Origin of the sequence: Desulfovibrio sp. JC022, from assembly GCF_010470665.1 — a bacterium.
In the GTDB taxonomy this organism is placed as follows: Bacteria; Desulfobacterota; Desulfovibrionia; order Desulfovibrionales; family Desulfovibrionaceae; genus Maridesulfovibrio.
In genome coordinates, this window is record NZ_VOPZ01000009.1 from 111,743 (window position 1) to 127,543 (window position 15,801).

14 protein-coding genes and 1 tRNA gene are annotated in these 15,801 nt (G+C 48.1%); 8 read left to right on the top strand and 7 right to left on the bottom strand.

Annotated elements, in window-relative coordinates:
• Positions 1–24: 24 nt before the first annotated feature.
• The 3 genes from FMS18_RS15835 to FMS18_RS15845 form a co-directional block, all read right to left on the bottom strand.
• A tRNA-Phe gene (locus tag FMS18_RS15835) sits at positions 25–100 on the bottom strand.
• Between the two features lie 59 nt (positions 101–159).
• Positions 160–1,935 carry an aldehyde ferredoxin oxidoreductase N-terminal domain-containing protein gene (locus FMS18_RS15840; protein ID WP_163295656.1) on the bottom strand — a complete coding sequence of 592 codons (1,776 nt, stop codon included), beginning with the start codon at positions 1,933–1,935 and terminating at the stop codon, positions 160–162.
• 2 nt (positions 1,936–1,937) lie between these two features.
• Positions 1,938–2,354 carry a 4Fe-4S binding protein gene (locus FMS18_RS15845; RefSeq protein WP_163295657.1) on the bottom strand — a complete coding sequence of 139 codons (417 nt, stop codon included), beginning with the start codon at positions 2,352–2,354 and terminating at the stop codon, positions 1,938–1,940.
• A gap of 239 nt (positions 2,355–2,593) precedes the next feature.
• Here FMS18_RS15845 and FMS18_RS15850 point away from each other — a divergent pair, with 239 nt between their 5' ends.
• Positions 2,594–2,863, top strand: a complete 270-nt coding sequence (locus FMS18_RS15850; protein WP_163295658.1) for a hypothetical protein — start codon at positions 2,594–2,596, stop codon at positions 2,861–2,863.
• Between the two features lie 64 nt (positions 2,864–2,927).
• On the opposite strand, the gene FMS18_RS15855 is transcribed toward FMS18_RS15850, so the two are convergent.
• A complete protein-coding gene (locus tag FMS18_RS15855) occupies positions 2,928–3,851 on the bottom strand; it encodes an ACP S-malonyltransferase (RefSeq protein WP_163295659.1) in 924 nt (307 codons plus the stop codon).
• A gap of 246 nt (positions 3,852–4,097) precedes the next feature.
• Between FMS18_RS15855 and FMS18_RS15860 the strand changes: the two genes are divergently transcribed.
• Positions 4,098–5,216 (top strand): FIST signal transduction protein, encoded by a 1,119-nt coding sequence (locus FMS18_RS15860; protein ID WP_163295660.1) that lies wholly within the window; start codon positions 4,098–4,100, stop codon positions 5,214–5,216.
• Positions 5,213–6,088 (top strand): PAS domain S-box protein, encoded by an 876-nt coding sequence (locus FMS18_RS21090; RefSeq protein ID WP_163295661.1) that lies wholly within the window; start codon positions 5,213–5,215, stop codon positions 6,086–6,088. The genes FMS18_RS15860 and FMS18_RS21090 overlap by 4 nt, the downstream gene beginning before the upstream one ends.
• A 1-nt stretch (position 6,089) precedes the next feature.
• On the opposite strand, the gene FMS18_RS15870 is transcribed toward FMS18_RS21090, so the two are convergent.
• Positions 6,090–6,449 (bottom strand): response regulator, encoded by a 360-nt coding sequence (locus FMS18_RS15870; RefSeq protein ID WP_163295662.1) that lies wholly within the window; start codon positions 6,447–6,449, stop codon positions 6,090–6,092.
• Between the two features lie 420 nt (positions 6,450–6,869).
• On the opposite strand from FMS18_RS15870, the gene FMS18_RS15875 reads away from it, so the two are divergent.
• The 3 genes from FMS18_RS15875 to FMS18_RS15885 all read left to right on the top strand — a co-directional run bounded on the left by FMS18_RS15875 (position 6,870) and on the right by FMS18_RS15885 (position 9,374).
• A complete protein-coding gene (locus FMS18_RS15875; RefSeq protein ID WP_163295663.1) occupies positions 6,870–8,378 on the top strand; it encodes a sodium-dependent transporter in 1,509 nt (502 codons plus the stop codon).
• Positions 8,379–8,381: 3 nt separating this feature from the next.
• Complete coding sequence (locus FMS18_RS15880; RefSeq protein ID WP_136675377.1) at positions 8,382–8,477, top strand: MetS family NSS transporter small subunit; 96 nt, start codon at positions 8,382–8,384, stop codon at positions 8,475–8,477.
• A 387-nt stretch (positions 8,478–8,864) separates the two neighbouring features.
• Complete coding sequence (locus FMS18_RS15885; protein ID WP_163295664.1) at positions 8,865–9,374, top strand: nitroreductase family protein; 510 nt, start codon at positions 8,865–8,867, stop codon at positions 9,372–9,374.
• 63 nt (positions 9,375–9,437) lie between these two features.
• Here the strand turns inward: FMS18_RS15885 and FMS18_RS15890 are convergent, their stop codons facing one another.
• Together FMS18_RS15890 and FMS18_RS15895 are read right to left on the bottom strand one after the other, a co-directional pair.
• Entirely contained in the window at positions 9,438–10,130 is a 693-nt protein-coding gene (locus FMS18_RS15890) for a dienelactone hydrolase family protein (protein ID WP_163295665.1), read from the bottom strand.
• Between the two features lie 6 nt (positions 10,131–10,136).
• Positions 10,137–11,087 carry a cation diffusion facilitator family transporter gene (locus tag FMS18_RS15895; protein ID WP_163295666.1) on the bottom strand — a complete coding sequence of 317 codons (951 nt, stop codon included), beginning with the start codon at positions 11,085–11,087 and terminating at the stop codon, positions 10,137–10,139.
• Positions 11,088–11,492: 405 nt separating this feature from the next.
• On the opposite strand from FMS18_RS15895, the gene sstT reads away from it, so the two are divergent.
• Together sstT and FMS18_RS15905 are read left to right on the top strand one after the other, a co-directional pair.
• Positions 11,493–12,734, top strand: coding sequence for a serine/threonine transporter SstT (sstT, locus tag FMS18_RS15900; protein ID WP_163295667.1), 1,242 nt, complete (start codon positions 11,493–11,495; stop codon positions 12,732–12,734).
• A gap of 180 nt (positions 12,735–12,914) precedes the next feature.
• A complete protein-coding gene (locus FMS18_RS15905; protein ID WP_163295668.1) occupies positions 12,915–15,791 on the top strand; it encodes a DEAD/DEAH box helicase in 2,877 nt (958 codons plus the stop codon).
• The last annotated feature ends 10 nt before the right edge of the window (positions 15,792–15,801 follow it).

A 15,801-nucleotide genomic window follows, 5' to 3' on the forward strand; every position in this document is an offset into this window, starting at 1 on the left:
ATGAGGGCTATTCTATGCACTTAGTGGTGCCGAGGGACAGAATTGAACTGCCGACACGGGGATTTTCAGTCCCCTGCTCTACCGACTGAGCTACCTCGGCGCCGCTGAGGAGAGATTACTAACCAAACAGAACACGCTTGGCAAGAACTTTTTTTAATTTTACTCAATTTTTTTTAAATTAAGTTTCTCAAGGGCCTCATCTGTGACCAGTTCGCAAATTCTGCGACCATATTCCGCTTTAAGCTTTTCCATATATTCAGGGTCAGTTTTACCCTTCCAGGTGCTTACTTCACGGTACCGTTTGGGGATACTGATTTTCTCAGGGTCATAGCCGGTGGCAAAACGTATTTTCCAACGCATAGCCCGAACCCTTTCCCCGATAAGATCCATATTTTCAGCTATTTCTTCGTATCCTACGGACTTCAGACATTCGGCAAGGACGTCATCGTTATACACCCCGCGCCCGAACAGACAGGAAACCATGGAAGTAAGGAATGCCCGCCCTGTTTCATCGTTGATCAGGAAATCGCAAACCTCGTCAGCATCTTTGCGATCATTTTTCTGATCCCATGAATACCCGCCTGAATCCAGATGGGAGTGACGGAAACCCAGCCCTTCAGCTACGTAAAAAGCTTCCCCGGTGGCGTATCCGGCCATTTCCTGACCAAGCACACAGGCAAAATCCTCACCCCCGTACTTTGCAGCCGCCACAAGTGACCCTTTGCCCAGCGCGGTATAAAACTCGTTTTCCGCACTGCCGAGGTATTGTACTGCTTTTTTGTAGTTTTCCGCATCACCGAATGCGAGGGGAACAATGGTCTCCGCCTCTCTGACCAGACCCTTTTCAAAGGCCTCGGTAGCCCACGCAAGAGCCACCCCGCCGGACATAACATCAAGACCGGCCTTTTCCACCTCGTCCATTATGCCCAGCACTTGAAAGGCATCAGTGACACCGAGCATGGTCCCGGTGGCGAAAATAGGTTCATAATCGTAAGCCACCTGACGGTAGAGGTATTGGTTATCCTCCATGAATTTTTCGCGCACAAAACCGATGTGGATACAACCTACCGGACACCCGGCACAGGCTGCGTTACGCAGCAGGGTGTCATCGGCAAATTTCTTCCCGGTAATCCCGGTTATTTTCTCATCCTTGGTGGCCTGTAAATTACGCCAGGGCAATGATTCCAACTCGTTGAGCGCATCGAGATTCGCTGCCGTACCCAGATTATGATATTTACTCATCATGTCGGTGGCGGTCATCTTCTCGTAAACCTGCTTATAGATCTTGGAGTACTCTTTACTTTCCGGCAGGGCGAATGACCCGTCCCCCTGAATGACAATCCCCTTGAGGTTCTTGGCACCCATAACCGCACCGGACCCAAGCCGCCCGAAATGGCGATAGGTGTCGGCATTGATGCAGGCCATGCCCGAAAGGTTCTCCCCGGCAGGACCGATACGCAGAATAGACCTGTGCCCGGACCCCGGATACATGGAACGCAAAATCTTTCCGGTACTGAAGACATCCTTCCCGGCCAAAAACTGAACGTCTTTCACTTCCAGATGCTTCATACCGAGAGAGAGACAGGATAAACGCGGCGCACGCCCGGTAATGACCAAAGCATCGTAATCCGCAAAACGGATGGCCAAAGCAGAACGGCCCCCGGCATGACTTTCGGCAAACTGATCATGATAGGGAGACTTAAACGAGCAGACCGTCTTGCTCATCAAAGGGAACAGCCCGGTCAAAGGCCCGATGGAAAAAATAAGCGGCTGGTCCGGGTCATCCCACGGACGATCAGCATGCCCGTACTTTTCAAAAAGCAAGGCTCCAAGCCCGCTACCCCCGGCAAATTCATTACGCCCGTCAACCTTGACCACATTTCCTTTGCCGCTGCCCAGATCAACTGCGAGGACCCTGAAGTAATCACGTATCATTTTTAGTCCCTCCTCTGATCTGATTCGACCATTTCAAGACATTCATGGGGGCAGAATTCAACGCACCTTCCGCAATGGATACAGACATAAGGACGATCCTTGAGGTCCAGATAAATAGCATCCACCGGACAGGCTTCAGCACATTTTCCGCAACGGATGCAGAGATCCTTTTTATGGATAACCCCGCCCCCTTTTTTACGTCCCCGCATGGCCCCGGTAGGGCAGGCTTCAGCACAAGGAGCCGGAGAACAGGCCAGACAGACCTTGGCTACAAATCCGGTGGAAAGACCGCCGGAAGAGGCAATCCTGATCCCTGCGGTATTCCACGAGAGCAGCTTGTGCACCAGCCGTGCGCAGGCAAAGGAACAGGAATGACAGCCTATGCAACGTTCCATGCGCGAAGCAGTCAATGTTTTCATATGGTCTCCCAAATTAGATAAATATCATTTACGAACATAAACATTTATTTTTGAAATTTTGACCCCGACTATAATTTTAACACAATGAACATCATACACAAACAGAATTAAAACTATGCGGAAAACTTCAAATCAGCCCTGAAAAATTTGACAGTCGCAATTTACAATTTATATTTTAAATATGAACCATAGATAAAATCGATAAAAACCTTCTCACTTACAATCAGGAGGGGGGAACCATGAGACTTAATGACTCCCAAATCCGGCAGATGGTCATGGACCTTTATCCGGAAATAGAAATGTTTAACATCGGCATGTCCACAAAGTTCAACGAAGAACAGGACACTTGGATCATAACTCTTGGAAGCGATTCGGGATCTTTATACACCTATATGGATTCTTCATATGTAAGCAGCTGCTTTAATGAACATAATTGCGTTTACTTCACTAACCAAATGATGAATGTAATCGACAATTACTGCTCCGAAAGCGGAACCTGCTCAATCTAAGTTTTAAAAAAAAGGACCAGCCTGAGAAGACTGGTCCTTTTCACTTCTTTCTACAAATCAGCTATTATTTAAGTGCTTCAGCCTGTTCCAGATTACCGACGCCTTTTCCTTCGTAATCTTTGCCCTTAAGGTTGGCGACCAAAAGCTTGGTCAGTACACCCTTGGGCCCCAGCTCGAGGAAATTACGCGCACCGGCAGCGTACTGGTTAGTAACAATTTCAATCCAGCGCACAGATGAAGTCATCTGGGAAGACATGATTTTCTTGATCTCTTCAGGATTGGATTCTGTCCCGGCAGTAACATTAAAGTAGACCGGGAATGCGGGTGCATTCCAATTCAGCTTGCCAAGGTAAGCTGCAAATTCATCAGCAGCTTCCTGAATGAGCGGGCTGTGGAATGCGCCGCTGACCGGCAGGGGAATAGCACGCCCTTTCTTTTCCTTGATCACGGTTCCGGCAGCCTCAATGGCAGCCTTTTCACCGCTGATCACATACTGGGCCGGGGAGTTGTAGTTGGCTACACGAAGTTCCTTTCCGGTTTCGGAACCACCGAATTCAACGGCCTCTTCAACCGCGGACTGATCCAGCTTAAGCACAGCGGCCATGCCGTGATCTTCGTTAGCCACCTGAGACATAAGCTTACCGCGCAGGGATACCGCCTTGATGGTGTCTTCAATGGAGAGAACACCGGAAGCACCAAGGGATGCGAATTCACCGAGGCTGTGTCCGGCGGTAGACGCAGGCTTGAGACTTTCTTTGAGGTAGGACCAGATGGAAAGGTTGACCACGGTCAGACCGGGCTGAAGGGCATCGGTCTTGGCCATATCAGCTGCATTGCCTTCCCAGTAGATTTCACGCAGGGGCAGGCCGGACTCAGCTTCGGCAAATTTCCACATATCCATGGCAGCAGACCATTTTTCAGCAAGATCACGTCCCATACCGGGTTCCTGAGAACCCTGACCGGGAAAAAGTATAGATAAATCAGACATTTTAAATACTCCTTGAATTAATGGCGGATAAAAAACCGACCATCTATATGATAAACATTGTTTATGTTTTAGTAGTTGCGCACTTTCACGCTGGAAGCGTGCCTATAGAAAGCAGATTTAGGAACGTTGTTCAAGCTCAATAATTATAAATTCATCAACGTATCTAATACATAACCTTTTTGCCTGCATAATATTAGTTTTTTTGGTAATCAGTTATGAAGCTCAAAAAAATAGTGGAGAATATGCATGCATTTTGAACTGGAAAGAACAGGCAGTGCCCAAGCTTTTGAGACCGTGTTGAAAACAATGTATTCTAGGAACGAGGTAAAAGGAATCATCGTTTTTGCCTGTGATAAAAATGGGTTTAAACCGGAGAATCTGGACCACATTCTCAAAGATTGTCCAGTTCCAATTGCCGGGGGAATCTTTCCGGGCATAGTCCACCAGAAAGAAACACTGGAAACCGGAACCCTTGTCATCGGCCTTTCCCACAAACCGGATCTCTCTATCATTCGGGAAATGAGCAATCCCGATACAGACTTCATGCAGTCCCTGCGTGACGTTTTCAACATAGATAATATCCCCGATACCATTTTCGTTTTGACCGACGGCTTTTCCAGCCGTATCTCATCGTTCATAAATGCCATGTTCGTTAATATCGGACTTGAACGCAACATTGTTGGAGGCGGTGCCGGGTCCCTGAGCCTTGAAAAACGACCTTGTATAATCACCAATGAAGGGTTGCTGGAGGACGCATCCATAGTTGCCCTGCTGGACACCAAAAGCACGGTGAATATCAGCCACGGCTGGCATCCCATTAAAGGTCCGTTCAAAGTCACTGAAGCGGACCGCAATGTAATCAAAAGCATCAACTGGATGCCTGCTTTCAATACCTACAGGGAAGTAATTCGCGAACATTCCGGGCAATACATCACCCCGGACAATTTTTCACGTATTGCCATGTCCTATCCTTTCGGCATTTCAAGGATGTGTTGCGACCCCATCGTCCGTGATCCGGTGATGGTTGATGAGACCGGAGCACTGACCTGCGTGGGTGAAATAGTGGAAGGCGCATTTGTGAACATATTACACGGTAACCCAGAATCTCTGATCTATGCCTCGAGTAAACTTCCCACCTGCACAGCCGGATTCAGTCTCGGAGACAACTCAGTGGGGCTGATAATTGACTGTATTTCAAGAGCCTTGTTCCTCAAGGATCGCTTCAAGCATGAGCTGGATGCCATCCACCTCCCGGACATTCCTTTGTTGGGCTTCCTTTCTTTCGGGGAAATAGCCACTCAGGAAAAACAATTTCTGGAGTTTCATAATAAAACCACTGTATTGTCCATACTGGAGGAATTGTGAGTATCAGAGTTCAAGAGCAACTTCTTTATGAAATAGCCATGTCTGTGGGCAAAAGCCTTGATCTGGAAAAGATGCTGGAAGCGGCAATTTCTACATACCTGCGCCGTTTATGCTGTATGAGCGCAAGAGTATTTCTGCGAGATGAAAAAAAACTCTTGTTCAGCAAAGCATTCGCCATCCCTCTCAGAGAAAGGAAGAACAATTATTTTGATGAGTTCATCGAAAAAATATCAATTTTCAACACAGAGGATGAACTTAATAATTTAAGGGAAAGCCTGCCGCTACATAATGCTATTGGAGAAAATCACTACTATCTCATGGACTTACCCGGAGCAGGATTTCTGATGTTCAGCAAAGGAGGATCTCCGCTTCCGCACTCCATGTTGAAATCATTGCAGAAAATTAACATCAGGATCGCTGAATCCATAATTTCCTGTCAGACCCACCGCCGCAATGAAATACTGAATATGAAACTCCAGAATCAGATTAAAGAAAGAGAGAAGGCAGAACTGGCAATCTTGGAAGAAAGACAAAAATACCGGATAATATTTGAAAACTCACCATTAGGCTTGATTTATTTCGACCATGAGGGAGTAATCAGGGATTGCAACCCGATATTCATGGAGATGATGGGGTCATCCCGTGACAAATTAATCGGTTTCAGTACTGCCCGAAAGGGAACCCCGGAAATGCGCCGGGTACTGGCAAAAGCCCAGACCGGTGAACCGGCAATTTTTGAAGGAAATTACATCTCTGCAACAGGAAATAAAAAAATGTACTTACGGGCTGTCTTCAATCCTGTTTCACCGGGCAGCACAAAAACCGAAGTTATTGCCACTGTGGAAAAACTGGGAGAATTCCGCGAAGAATAAATTATCCGGCTAACACGTCCTCTACCTTGGACTCCAGTTCTTCCTTATCGATAGGCTTGACGCAATACTCATTGGCTCCGTGTTTAAGTGATTCACGGGCAGTCTCAAGAGTCGGGTAACCGGTAAGCATGATCACCTTCAGTCCGGGCAATTGCTTTTTCATCTCCTCCAGCACTTCCACCCCGGTCATTTTCTTAAGCTTGATATCAAGAATGGCCAGTTCGACATCACTGCCGGACACAAAGGAAAGGGCTTCCTCCTCCTCGGAAAAAACACTGACTTTATGCCCCTTGCGCTCCAAAATGCGCTTGAGGAGTATTCCCGCATCAACAACATCATCAAGAACAAGAATATGTGCCATAAACAGACTCCTTAAAATTAACTGCCAAAGCATAATATCAACATCTGTTTTAGTCGAGTGCTCTATTTTATGTTTTCTTTTGCTCCCATGCAGCAGAACTCAAAATATTTTTCATTTCCAGCAAAATTGTTTTTACTCATATTTTCTTCAATGTACCTTTTGTTTTCGAAATACAAAATTTATCATACATAAATTGCTTTTTCCCTAATTCAACATTCAAGATATGCATAATAATATCACGACTACGCCTGTTTTTGTTTCCATCCCGAAAATGAGATGCCGAATTTGATAGACAATAATCGAAATGTATTCTAATGGGTATGCTCAATTATGCGTTTAGCGCATTTTACATATAGTTTTTGCTGAATCAGTAAAATGGTTGCTGTTTCAGCTTGTTTTTTCTTAAGGAGTTCAAACAACATGCAAAAAAGAGAAACATGGGGTTCCCGTTCCGGCTTTATTCTTGCCGCCGTGGGCTCTGCAATTGGATTGGGTAACATCTGGCGTTTTCCCTACATGGTTTATGAAAACGGTGGTGGTGCATTCCTCATCCCCTATTTCGTAGCAATGCTTGCTGCGGGTATCCCATTCATGATTCTTGAATTCGGCCTCGGCCAGAAATTCAAGGGTTCCGCGCCAAAAATTTTCTCATCCATTTCCAGAAAATGGGAATGGCTCGGCTGGTGGCAGGTAGTGGTATCATTCATCATTGCCTCTTATTATGTAGTAGTTATCGCATGGGCGATGAACTACGTGGGCCTTGCCTTCACTCAAGGATGGGGAGCATCTCCCAAAGACTTTTTCTTTGGCGAATTCCTCGGTCTTACCGACTCCCCCATGAACATGGGTAGTGTTCAGGGCTCTATCTTCCTGGCAACCGCCGCAGCCTGGGCATTCACTTTCGTGGCCCTGTTTACCGGAGTTAAAGCCGGTATTGAAAGGGTCAACAAGATCTTTATGCCCCTTCTCTTCCTGCTTGTGTTCATCTTCATTGGAAGAGGACTCATGCTCCCCGGAGCAATGGACGGACTGAACTGGCTCTTCAAACCTGATTTCGGAGCCATCATGGACGGAAAAGTCTGGGCTGACGCATTCGGCCAGATCTTCTTCAGTCTCTCCATCGGGTTTGGTATCATGCTGTCTTACTCCAGCTACCTGCCCAAAGAGTCTGACATCAACAACAACGCCTGCATGACTGTGTTCATCAACTGCGGATTCAGCATAATCTCCGGTATCATGATCTTCAGCGTGCTCGGTTACATGGCCCAGCAGCAGGGCGTTCCCATCAAGGACGTTGCCGGTGCGGGTGTAGGCCTTGCCTTCGTCACCCTGCCCACCGCAATCAACCTGATGCCCGCCCCGGCCTTCTTCGGCGTGCTCTTCTTTGCGGCTCTGACTGTTGCAGGTCTTTCTTCCATGATCTCCATCAATGAAGTTGTGGCCTCTTCCGTCATCGACAAATTCGGTGTTTCCCGCAAAAAAGCTGTTAGCGTATGCTGTGCCCTCGGTTTTCTGGTCAGCTTGGTCTTCACCACCGGTGGTGGCCTGTTGCTGCTCGATATTGTTGACCACTTTGTCAACAACTTCGGTATCCTCATCGGCGGATTCCTTGAAATCGTGTTCATTGCATGGTTCTGCAATCTCGATGAAATGCGCGTTCATGTTAACAAAACCTCTGAGTTCACTGTCGGTTCCCTGTGGCTGAACAGCCTGCGCTTCGTTGTTCCGGCAATGCTCGGTTTCATGATCGTGACCAACTTCATCGGCGATATCTCCAAAAACTACGGTGGATACTCCAATACTGCTATCATCGCATTCGGCTGGGCATCCCTTGCCGTATGTCTTGCTGTAGGCTTTGCACTTTCCAGTCAGAGTCGTGCATTCGCATCAGTATCCTCCACCAACAGCAGCTTCCTTAAAAGGGGATAGAACATGACTACCAGCGCAATCATTATGATGATCTTCGGCCTCGGTATCACCTGGGGCGGAGCAATCGCCTGCTTCCGCATCGCTTTTAAAAACAAATAGCGTTTCGGACAGAAAATAAAATCAAAGAAAGGGTGCACTTCTCAGGAAGCGCACCCTTTCTTCTTTAGGAAAAGGATGACGGTGCCGAACGGTTAGCGAGGGAGGAGAACGGCACCGCCAAAAGGGGTTGGACTGCAAAATAACCAAAAGTATTTCAGACCAAATCAGGGGTGTGATTATGTGTAGAATACAATAGTGCGAGCTAAAATCAAGCACTATTTATAATTACCCCTGTCCGTTTATAAGAAATTATAATTCAGAGCTATCCATGACCTGCTCCAGCATCCATAAATATCTATCTTATAATCAGACAAAAATATGATCCTTTTTATTAATTTCATGTGGTACAAACAACCATTCACTCAAATTTAAACGGAGATAATAAAAATGGATGTATTTGAAGCGATCCACTCCCGCAGAAGCGTCAGAAAATATGAAGATAAGCCTGTTTCCGAGGAAATAATTAAAGAAATCCTCAGCGCGGCCATGATGGCTCCCAGTGCCGGGAATGCCCAGCCGTGGCAGTTCGTGGTTGTTGACGATCGCGAAAAACTTGAAACTATCTCAGCCATTAACCAATACGCAGCTATGGCTAAAAATGCTCCCATGGGTATTCTGGTCTGCGGTGATTTGAGCCTTGAAAAATATCCCGGTTACTGGTCACAGGACTGTGCAGCAGCAATGCAGAATCTACTGCTGGCTGCTCATGCAAAAGGTCTTGGAGCGGTCTGGACTGGAATTCATCCAGAAAAAGAAAGGGTCGAGGGATTTAAAAAGCTGTTCAATCTGCCCGAACAGGTCATCCCGCTGGGTTTTGCGGTCATGGGCTGGTCCAAGCAGGAATCGAAAAGAAAAGACCGTTACAAAGAAGAAAGAGTTCGCCGCAACAGCTGGTAAATTTTTTTATCCCCGGTGCAAAAGTGCCGGGGATTTTGCTATTTTAAAAAAGTGTACGCTCGGTTACTTTTTGCCGTCCAACCAGTCCAGCACCTGCGCCCACATTTTTTCCGCAAGCCTCGCATCAAAACCATCATCATCCGAGTTGGCAAAGCCGTGTTGTGCGTTATCAAGACGGGTCAAATCATAATCCACTTTTGCGTAGTCCATTTCTTCTTCAAACATGCGCAGATGCTCTGCGGGAACTACGGGATCATTATTCACATGAATAGCCAGCAGGGGACATTTCATGTCTCCGGGAGATGCAAGATGCGTGGTATCAAGATAGCCATAAACAGATACCGCCCCTTTCAACTCGGCTCCGGAACGGGCCAGCTCCAGCGCAACTCCTCCGCCAAATGAAAAACCGAGAGTGTAAATACAGGACGAACCAACTTCAGGTTGACCGCGCAGAACATCAAGACAAGCTTTAGCCCCCTCACGCATTAAAAGACGGTCATTGCGATAAATACGGTGGGTGGTGCGCGCTTCATCTATAGTTGAAGGCCGATTGTGAACTCCATAAAAATCAGCGGCTAATACTGCATATCCATTCCGGGCCAGCCTACGCGCATGGCTGATAATAACCTCATTCAGCCCGGTATATTCATGAAAAAGCAACACAGCCGGAAACGGCCCTTGGCCCTCTGGAAGCAGCAGGACGCTCTCAAACTCTATATTTAAATGAATATGACTGATGCTGCGTTGCTCATGCATCGGTAACTACTCCTTCTCCCCGAACTTCTCTCTAAGCCTGATCATGGAACCGCATAAGCCGCCGGTCTCTTCACAATCGTAGGAAGCAACATCTTCCTTGGGTTCCACATGGATAGTCACATGGCAATTTTTAAGATCCGACTTGATACAGTCTTCAATCTCCGTACACAAATTATGGGAATCAGTGATGGAAGATTCACCGGGTAGAAGCAAATGAAAATCAACAAAGCGTTGTGATCCGGCCTTGCGGGTCCTCAATCCATGATAAAGCACATCTTCACCGCCGCAACTACGCACAGCAGCGTCAATTACCAGCAGCTCTTCATGAGGCAAGGCGTTGTCCATAAGTCCGGAATACGACTTTTTAATCAGCGAGAATCCGGTGAAAACGATATTCCCGGCCATGATCATGGCGATAAGCGGATCAATGAACGCCCATGACGGAGGAGTAAAAAGCATTGTTCCTAACCCGGCTACCAGTCCCACCGAAGTCCAGACATCGGCCAGAAGGTGTTTTGCGTCCGCTTCAAGGATGATGGAATCGTGAACTTTGGCCCCTTTAAGCATAATCTTGGCTGTCACATAATTCACTACAGACGAGAGTAGCGCGATACCCAGACCGATCTCCAGATTCTGCGGAATAGACGGACTCAGAAATCTTTCCACCGAAGCGTAAACAATTCCAATCGCAGCAATAAGAATAAGCATCCCCTCGGCTCCGCTGGAAAAATACTCAGCCTTGCCATGCCCGTATGTATGATTGTCGTCAGCAGGCTTCAAGGCCAAAGTCAGGACCGTAAGAGCAAAGAGTGCGGCAGAAAGGTTAACCAGAGTTTCCAATGCATCGGAAAGTAATCCCACTGAATCAGTAAGGTACCAGGCCCATGTTTTAAGGACCATGGTGATAATTGAAGCCGCAATAGAGTAATAAATGTACTTCTGTGGAGATTCAGCCATGCTTTTATCCTGTTTTCAATTAAGGTCTCAAAAAAAGTTACATAGTGGTCATCAGTACAACAATAAACCTTGGCAATTGCGTTTTTAGTAAAATATGAGCTTAAAATTTTGCAATTAGAAATTATTCAAATAAATAATATCGAATTAGTTTATAATAAAACGCATTATTGACTGAATATTCATTCAGTAATTTATTCTAAACTGATCAATATACAATAGTAACCTAATGTTGTGCAACTATCTATGCTTGTGTTTTGCTTATTGTTTTTTTGCTCAATACGAAAAAAAACAGGGATGAAATTAACTATTCGTTTATTTATCACAAAATTGTTGACAAGAATCTCAACATCTACCTATGACCAAAACCGTCTAGCATAAATTTTTTCAAAAACACGGGGGATAAACATGACACAATCATCCAACATCTTTAAGCGTATTGCATCCGGCAGTCTGGTAGTCCAGATCATGGTCGGTATTGCAGCAGGTATTGCTCTGGCAACCGCTGCTCCTGAAGCAGCAAAATCCGTAGGACTTCTGGGAAGCCTCTTTGTTAAAGGCCTCAAGGCAGTTGCTCCTATTCTGGTTTTCGTAATTGTTGCGGCATCCATCGCAAACCAGAAAAAAGGCGCACACACAAACATGCGCTCCATTATTTCTCTTTACCTTGTGGGTACCTTCATGGCTGCACTTGTTGCTGTTACCATGAGCTTCCTGATGCCCACCACCCTGACTCTTGTTGCCACCGACACCGCAGCCACCCCTCCCGGCGGCATTGCAGAAGTTCTGAACACCCTGCTCTTTAAGATTGTGGATAACCCGGTCACCGCCCTCTACAACGGCAACTTTATCGGAATCCTTGCCTGGGCTCTCGCTCTCGGCTTCTTTTTCCAGCACGCAAGCGATGCAACCAAGCAGGTTCTGACCGACCTCTCTGACGGCGTATCCAAAATCGTTAAGCTTGTTATCCGCTTTGCTCCCCTCGGTATTTTCGGCCTCGTATCCAACACTATTGCCAACACCGGTTTTTCCGCACTGGCAGGCTACAGCCACCTGATTATGGTTCTGCTCATCTCCATGGGTACCATGGCCCTGATCATCAACCCCGCGATTGTATGGTTCAAAACCAAACGCAATCCCTATCCCCTTGTTTTCACCTGCCTGCGTGAAAGTGGTATCACCGCATTCTTTACCCGCAGCTCCGCAGCGAACATTCCTGTGAACATGGAACTCTGTAAGAAACTCGACCTGCACGAAGACACTTACTCCGTATCCATCCCCCTCGGCGCTACCGTAAACATGGGCGGCGCAGCTATCACCATCACAGTTATGACCCTTGCTGCTGTACATACTCTCGGCATTCAGGTTGATATTGCTACCGCACTGCTGCTCAGCCTTATCGCTTCCGTATCCGCATGCGGTGCTTCCGGTGTTGCCGGCGGTTCCCTGCTGCTGATCCCCCTCGCATGTTCCCTCTTCGGTGTTCCCAACGAAATCTCCATGCAGGTTGTTGCTGCCGGTTTCATCGTTGGTGTAATTCAGGACTCCGCTGAGACCGCACTGAACAGCTCCACCGACGTAATCTTCACCGCCGCTGCCGACATCGCAGCCAAGCGTGGCGAAGTTGCAGGTGAAACTGTAAAGGCATAAAGCAATGCCTCCGGCGGCCCTTCGGGGACCAAAGAACCTTTTTGAAAAAAGGTTCTCTGGACTCTCCCAAAACTTTTAGTAGGGCTTCGCCACATATAGCTTATTAAAAGGACCGTGTATTTCGATATGCGGTCCTTTTTTCTTGACTGATTGCCGTTCCATGATGACTCTGTTTGTCTGATGCATGATCAAGACAGAATACAGGAATATATAAGCTCCCTTTTAGCCTCTCCCACCATGGGTGATCAGGTGGTCCATCACCGGACCATGGACGGAACCGATGCCTCCTATGGAGAACCTCGCCGTCCTTTCTCCCCTTCAGTAAACTCTGTGCTCAGCTTTCGGGATATTGAACAACTTTACTCCCATCAGGCTGAAGCCACCGATTACGCCCGCGCCGGACGAAATGTGGTCGTTGCCACCCCCACTGCCAGCGGAAAAACCCTGACCTACAACCTGCCCGTGCTGGAGCAGTGCCTGCGTGATCCAGACTCCCACGCCCTCTATCTTTTCCCGCTCAAGGCCCTTGCGCAGGATCAGCTCAAGACATTTAATGAAATGGCGGCTCTGCTCCCTGAACATGCCCGTCCAGAAGCTGCAATCTACGATGGGGACACTTCTCCCTACAGACGCAAGAAAATCCGCGACACCCCGCCCTCGGTGATCCTGACCAACCCGGAAATGCTGCATCTTTCCATGCTGCCCTACCATGAAAGATGGTCGCCCTTCCTTGCCGGACTGACCCACATTGTGGTGGATGAAGTACACACCTACCGGGGAGTGATGGGCTCGCACATGGCCATGGTTTTCCGTCGTCTGCTGCGCATCTGCAAATATTACGGAGCCAATCCATCATTTATCTTTTCATCGGCCACCGTGGGCAACCCGGCGCAGCTTTGTCATGACCTGACCGGACTCGACGTAAGTCCCATAACCGAATCCGGCGCGGCTTCAGGCAAACGCAATTACATTTTCTTCAACCCGGTGGTTTCGCCCTACAGCGCGGCGATTCAATTGCTAAAGGCCGGACTTGCGCGGGGCTTACGGACCATCGTCTATACCCAGTCCCGCAAGATGACCGAGCTTATCGCCATGTGGGTCAATGAGAAGGCCGGAGAATACAAGGACCGCATCAGTGCCTACCGGGCCGGATTCCTGCCCGAGGAACGGCGCGAAATTGAACAAAAGATGTCTTCCGGGGAACTATTGGCGGTTATCTCCACCAGTGCCCTTGAACTGGGTATCGATATCGGCGGTCTTGATCTCTGCATTATGGTTGGCTACCCCGGATCGGTCATGGCGACCTTGCAACGCGGAGGACGCGTAGGACGCAGCCAGCGCGAATCTGCGGTCATCCTCATCGGGCAGGAAGATGCCCTTGATCAATATTTCATGCGCAACCCGGAAGACTTCTTTTCCCGTCCGGCGGAAAACGCGGTACTCAATCCTTACAACCCGGTAATCATGCAGCGTCATCTGGTCTGCGCCGCAGCGGAACTGACCCTGCGCGACAACGACTACCTGCTTCGCGATGATGAGATTAAAAAAAGAGTCTACGAGCTTGAGAAGGAAGGAATACTCCTGCGCAACAAACGCGGAGACGAAATCTATTCCACCCGCAAACGCCCGCACCGTGAAGTATCCTTGCGCGGAGCCGGATCGACCATGCACATCGAGGACTCCGCCAACGGTGCCACCATCGGCACCATTGATGAAGTTCGGGCATACTCCGAAGCCCACGAAGGCGCGGTCTATATTCATCGCGGTTCTACCTATTGCATCAAGGAACTGGATCTTGGAGCCAAGAAGATCAAAGCCGCCAAGGAACGGGTCGGTTACTACACCCGGGCCCGCAAAAACAAATCCACGGAAATTCTTGAAGTCTACGACCAGAAAAAAGTCTTCGGCATTGTCATGCGTTTCGGCAGGCTGCGGGTAACAGAAGAGGTCACCGGATATGAAAAACGGGCTGTAAGGGGCGGTAAACTGCTCGGGATCGTACCTCTGGACATGCCCCCGGTAGTTTTTGAAACCCAAGGGCTGTGGATGGAAATTTCCCCGGAAATAAAACGTAGGTCTGAAGATGATTTCATTCATTTCATGGGCGGTATTCATGCGGTGGAACATGCGGCCATCGGCATCACTCCGCTGATGGTACTCACCGACCGCAACGATCTCGGCGGTATCTCCACACCCATGCATGAGCAGGTCGATGGTCCGGCGGTTTTTATCTACGACGGCATCCCCGGCGGCGCAGGGCTGACCATGCAGGCTTTTGCACAGGCAGAGGAACTCCTTGAACGAACCCTACAGGTCATTGTAGACTGTGAATGCGAACTTGGCTGCCCCACCTGCGTGCATTCCCCTAAATGCGGTTCCGGCAACAGGCCCATCGACAAAGCAGCGGCAATCTATGTTCTTGAAAATATGGTCAACGGAAAACCACCGGAAAAAATTGAGGATTTACCTATGGTACTGGTCCCCTTCGGCGAAGACGTGAAAAAGGAAAACACATCCAAGGAAATTAAAAATTTCGGCGTGCTCGATGTGGAAACCCGCCGCTCCGCGCAGGATGTGGGCGGCTGGAACAAAGCTGAACGTATGGGCATTTCCATTGCCGTTCTTTATGATTCCACAGAAGACAAATATTTTGAATACGAGGAAGATCAAATCCCGGAAATGATGGAACGGGTCAAAAATCTTGATCTGATCATCGGCTTCAACATTGAACGTTTCGACTACAAGGTCCTTTCCGGTATCCATCCCTTCAACTACAAAGGTTTGCCCACACTGGACCTGCTGCTCAAGGTCCATGAACGACTCGGTTACCGCTTAAAACTCGACAACATTGCCCAAGCGACCCTTGATGCCGCTAAAAGCGCAGACGGTTTACAGGCACTTGAATGGTGGAAGGAAGGACGTCTGGACCTGATCACCGAATATTGCAAGCAGGATGTAGCCGTGACCCGCGATGTCTATCTGTTTGGCAAAGAGAACGGATACGTGCTATTTACTAATAAAGATAAGAAAAAAGTGAGATTACCCGTAGACTGGTAATCAAAGGGCA

What these genes read in the sequence shown, in the direction of transcription:
- FMS18_RS15880 (WP_136675377.1), top strand. Translation starts at nt 8,382, where the DNA reads ATGACTACCAGCGCAATCATTATGATGATCTTCGGCCTCGGTATCACC.
- FMS18_RS15850 (WP_163295658.1), top strand. Translation starts at nt 2,594, where the DNA reads ATGAGACTTAATGACTCCCAAATCCGGCAGATGGTCATGGACCTTTAT.
- FMS18_RS15860 (WP_163295660.1), top strand. Translation starts at nt 4,098, where the DNA reads ATGCATTTTGAACTGGAAAGAACAGGCAGTGCCCAAGCTTTTGAGACC.
- FMS18_RS15895 (WP_163295666.1), bottom strand. Translation starts at nt 11,087, where the DNA reads ATGGCTGAATCTCCACAGAAGTACATTTATTACTCTATTGCGGCTTCA.
- FMS18_RS15845 (WP_163295657.1), bottom strand. Translation starts at nt 2,354, where the DNA reads ATGAAAACATTGACTGCTTCGCGCATGGAACGTTGCATAGGCTGTCAT.
- FMS18_RS15885 (WP_163295664.1), top strand. Translation starts at nt 8,865, where the DNA reads ATGGATGTATTTGAAGCGATCCACTCCCGCAGAAGCGTCAGAAAATAT.
- FMS18_RS15855 (WP_163295659.1), bottom strand. Translation starts at nt 3,851, where the DNA reads ATGTCTGATTTATCTATACTTTTTCCCGGTCAGGGTTCTCAGGAACCC.
- FMS18_RS15890 (WP_163295665.1), bottom strand. Translation starts at nt 10,130, where the DNA reads ATGCATGAGCAACGCAGCATCAGTCATATTCATTTAAATATAGAGTTT.
- sstT (WP_163295667.1), top strand. Translation starts at nt 11,493, where the DNA reads ATGACACAATCATCCAACATCTTTAAGCGTATTGCATCCGGCAGTCTG.
- FMS18_RS15905 (WP_163295668.1), top strand. Translation starts at nt 12,915, where the DNA reads ATGCATGATCAAGACAGAATACAGGAATATATAAGCTCCCTTTTAGCC.
- FMS18_RS15840 (WP_163295656.1), bottom strand. Translation starts at nt 1,935, where the DNA reads ATGATACGTGATTACTTCAGGGTCCTCGCAGTTGATCTGGGCAGCGGC.
- FMS18_RS15875 (WP_163295663.1), top strand. Translation starts at nt 6,870, where the DNA reads ATGCAAAAAAGAGAAACATGGGGTTCCCGTTCCGGCTTTATTCTTGCC.
- FMS18_RS15870 (WP_163295662.1), bottom strand. Translation starts at nt 6,449, where the DNA reads ATGGCACATATTCTTGTTCTTGATGATGTTGTTGATGCGGGAATACTC.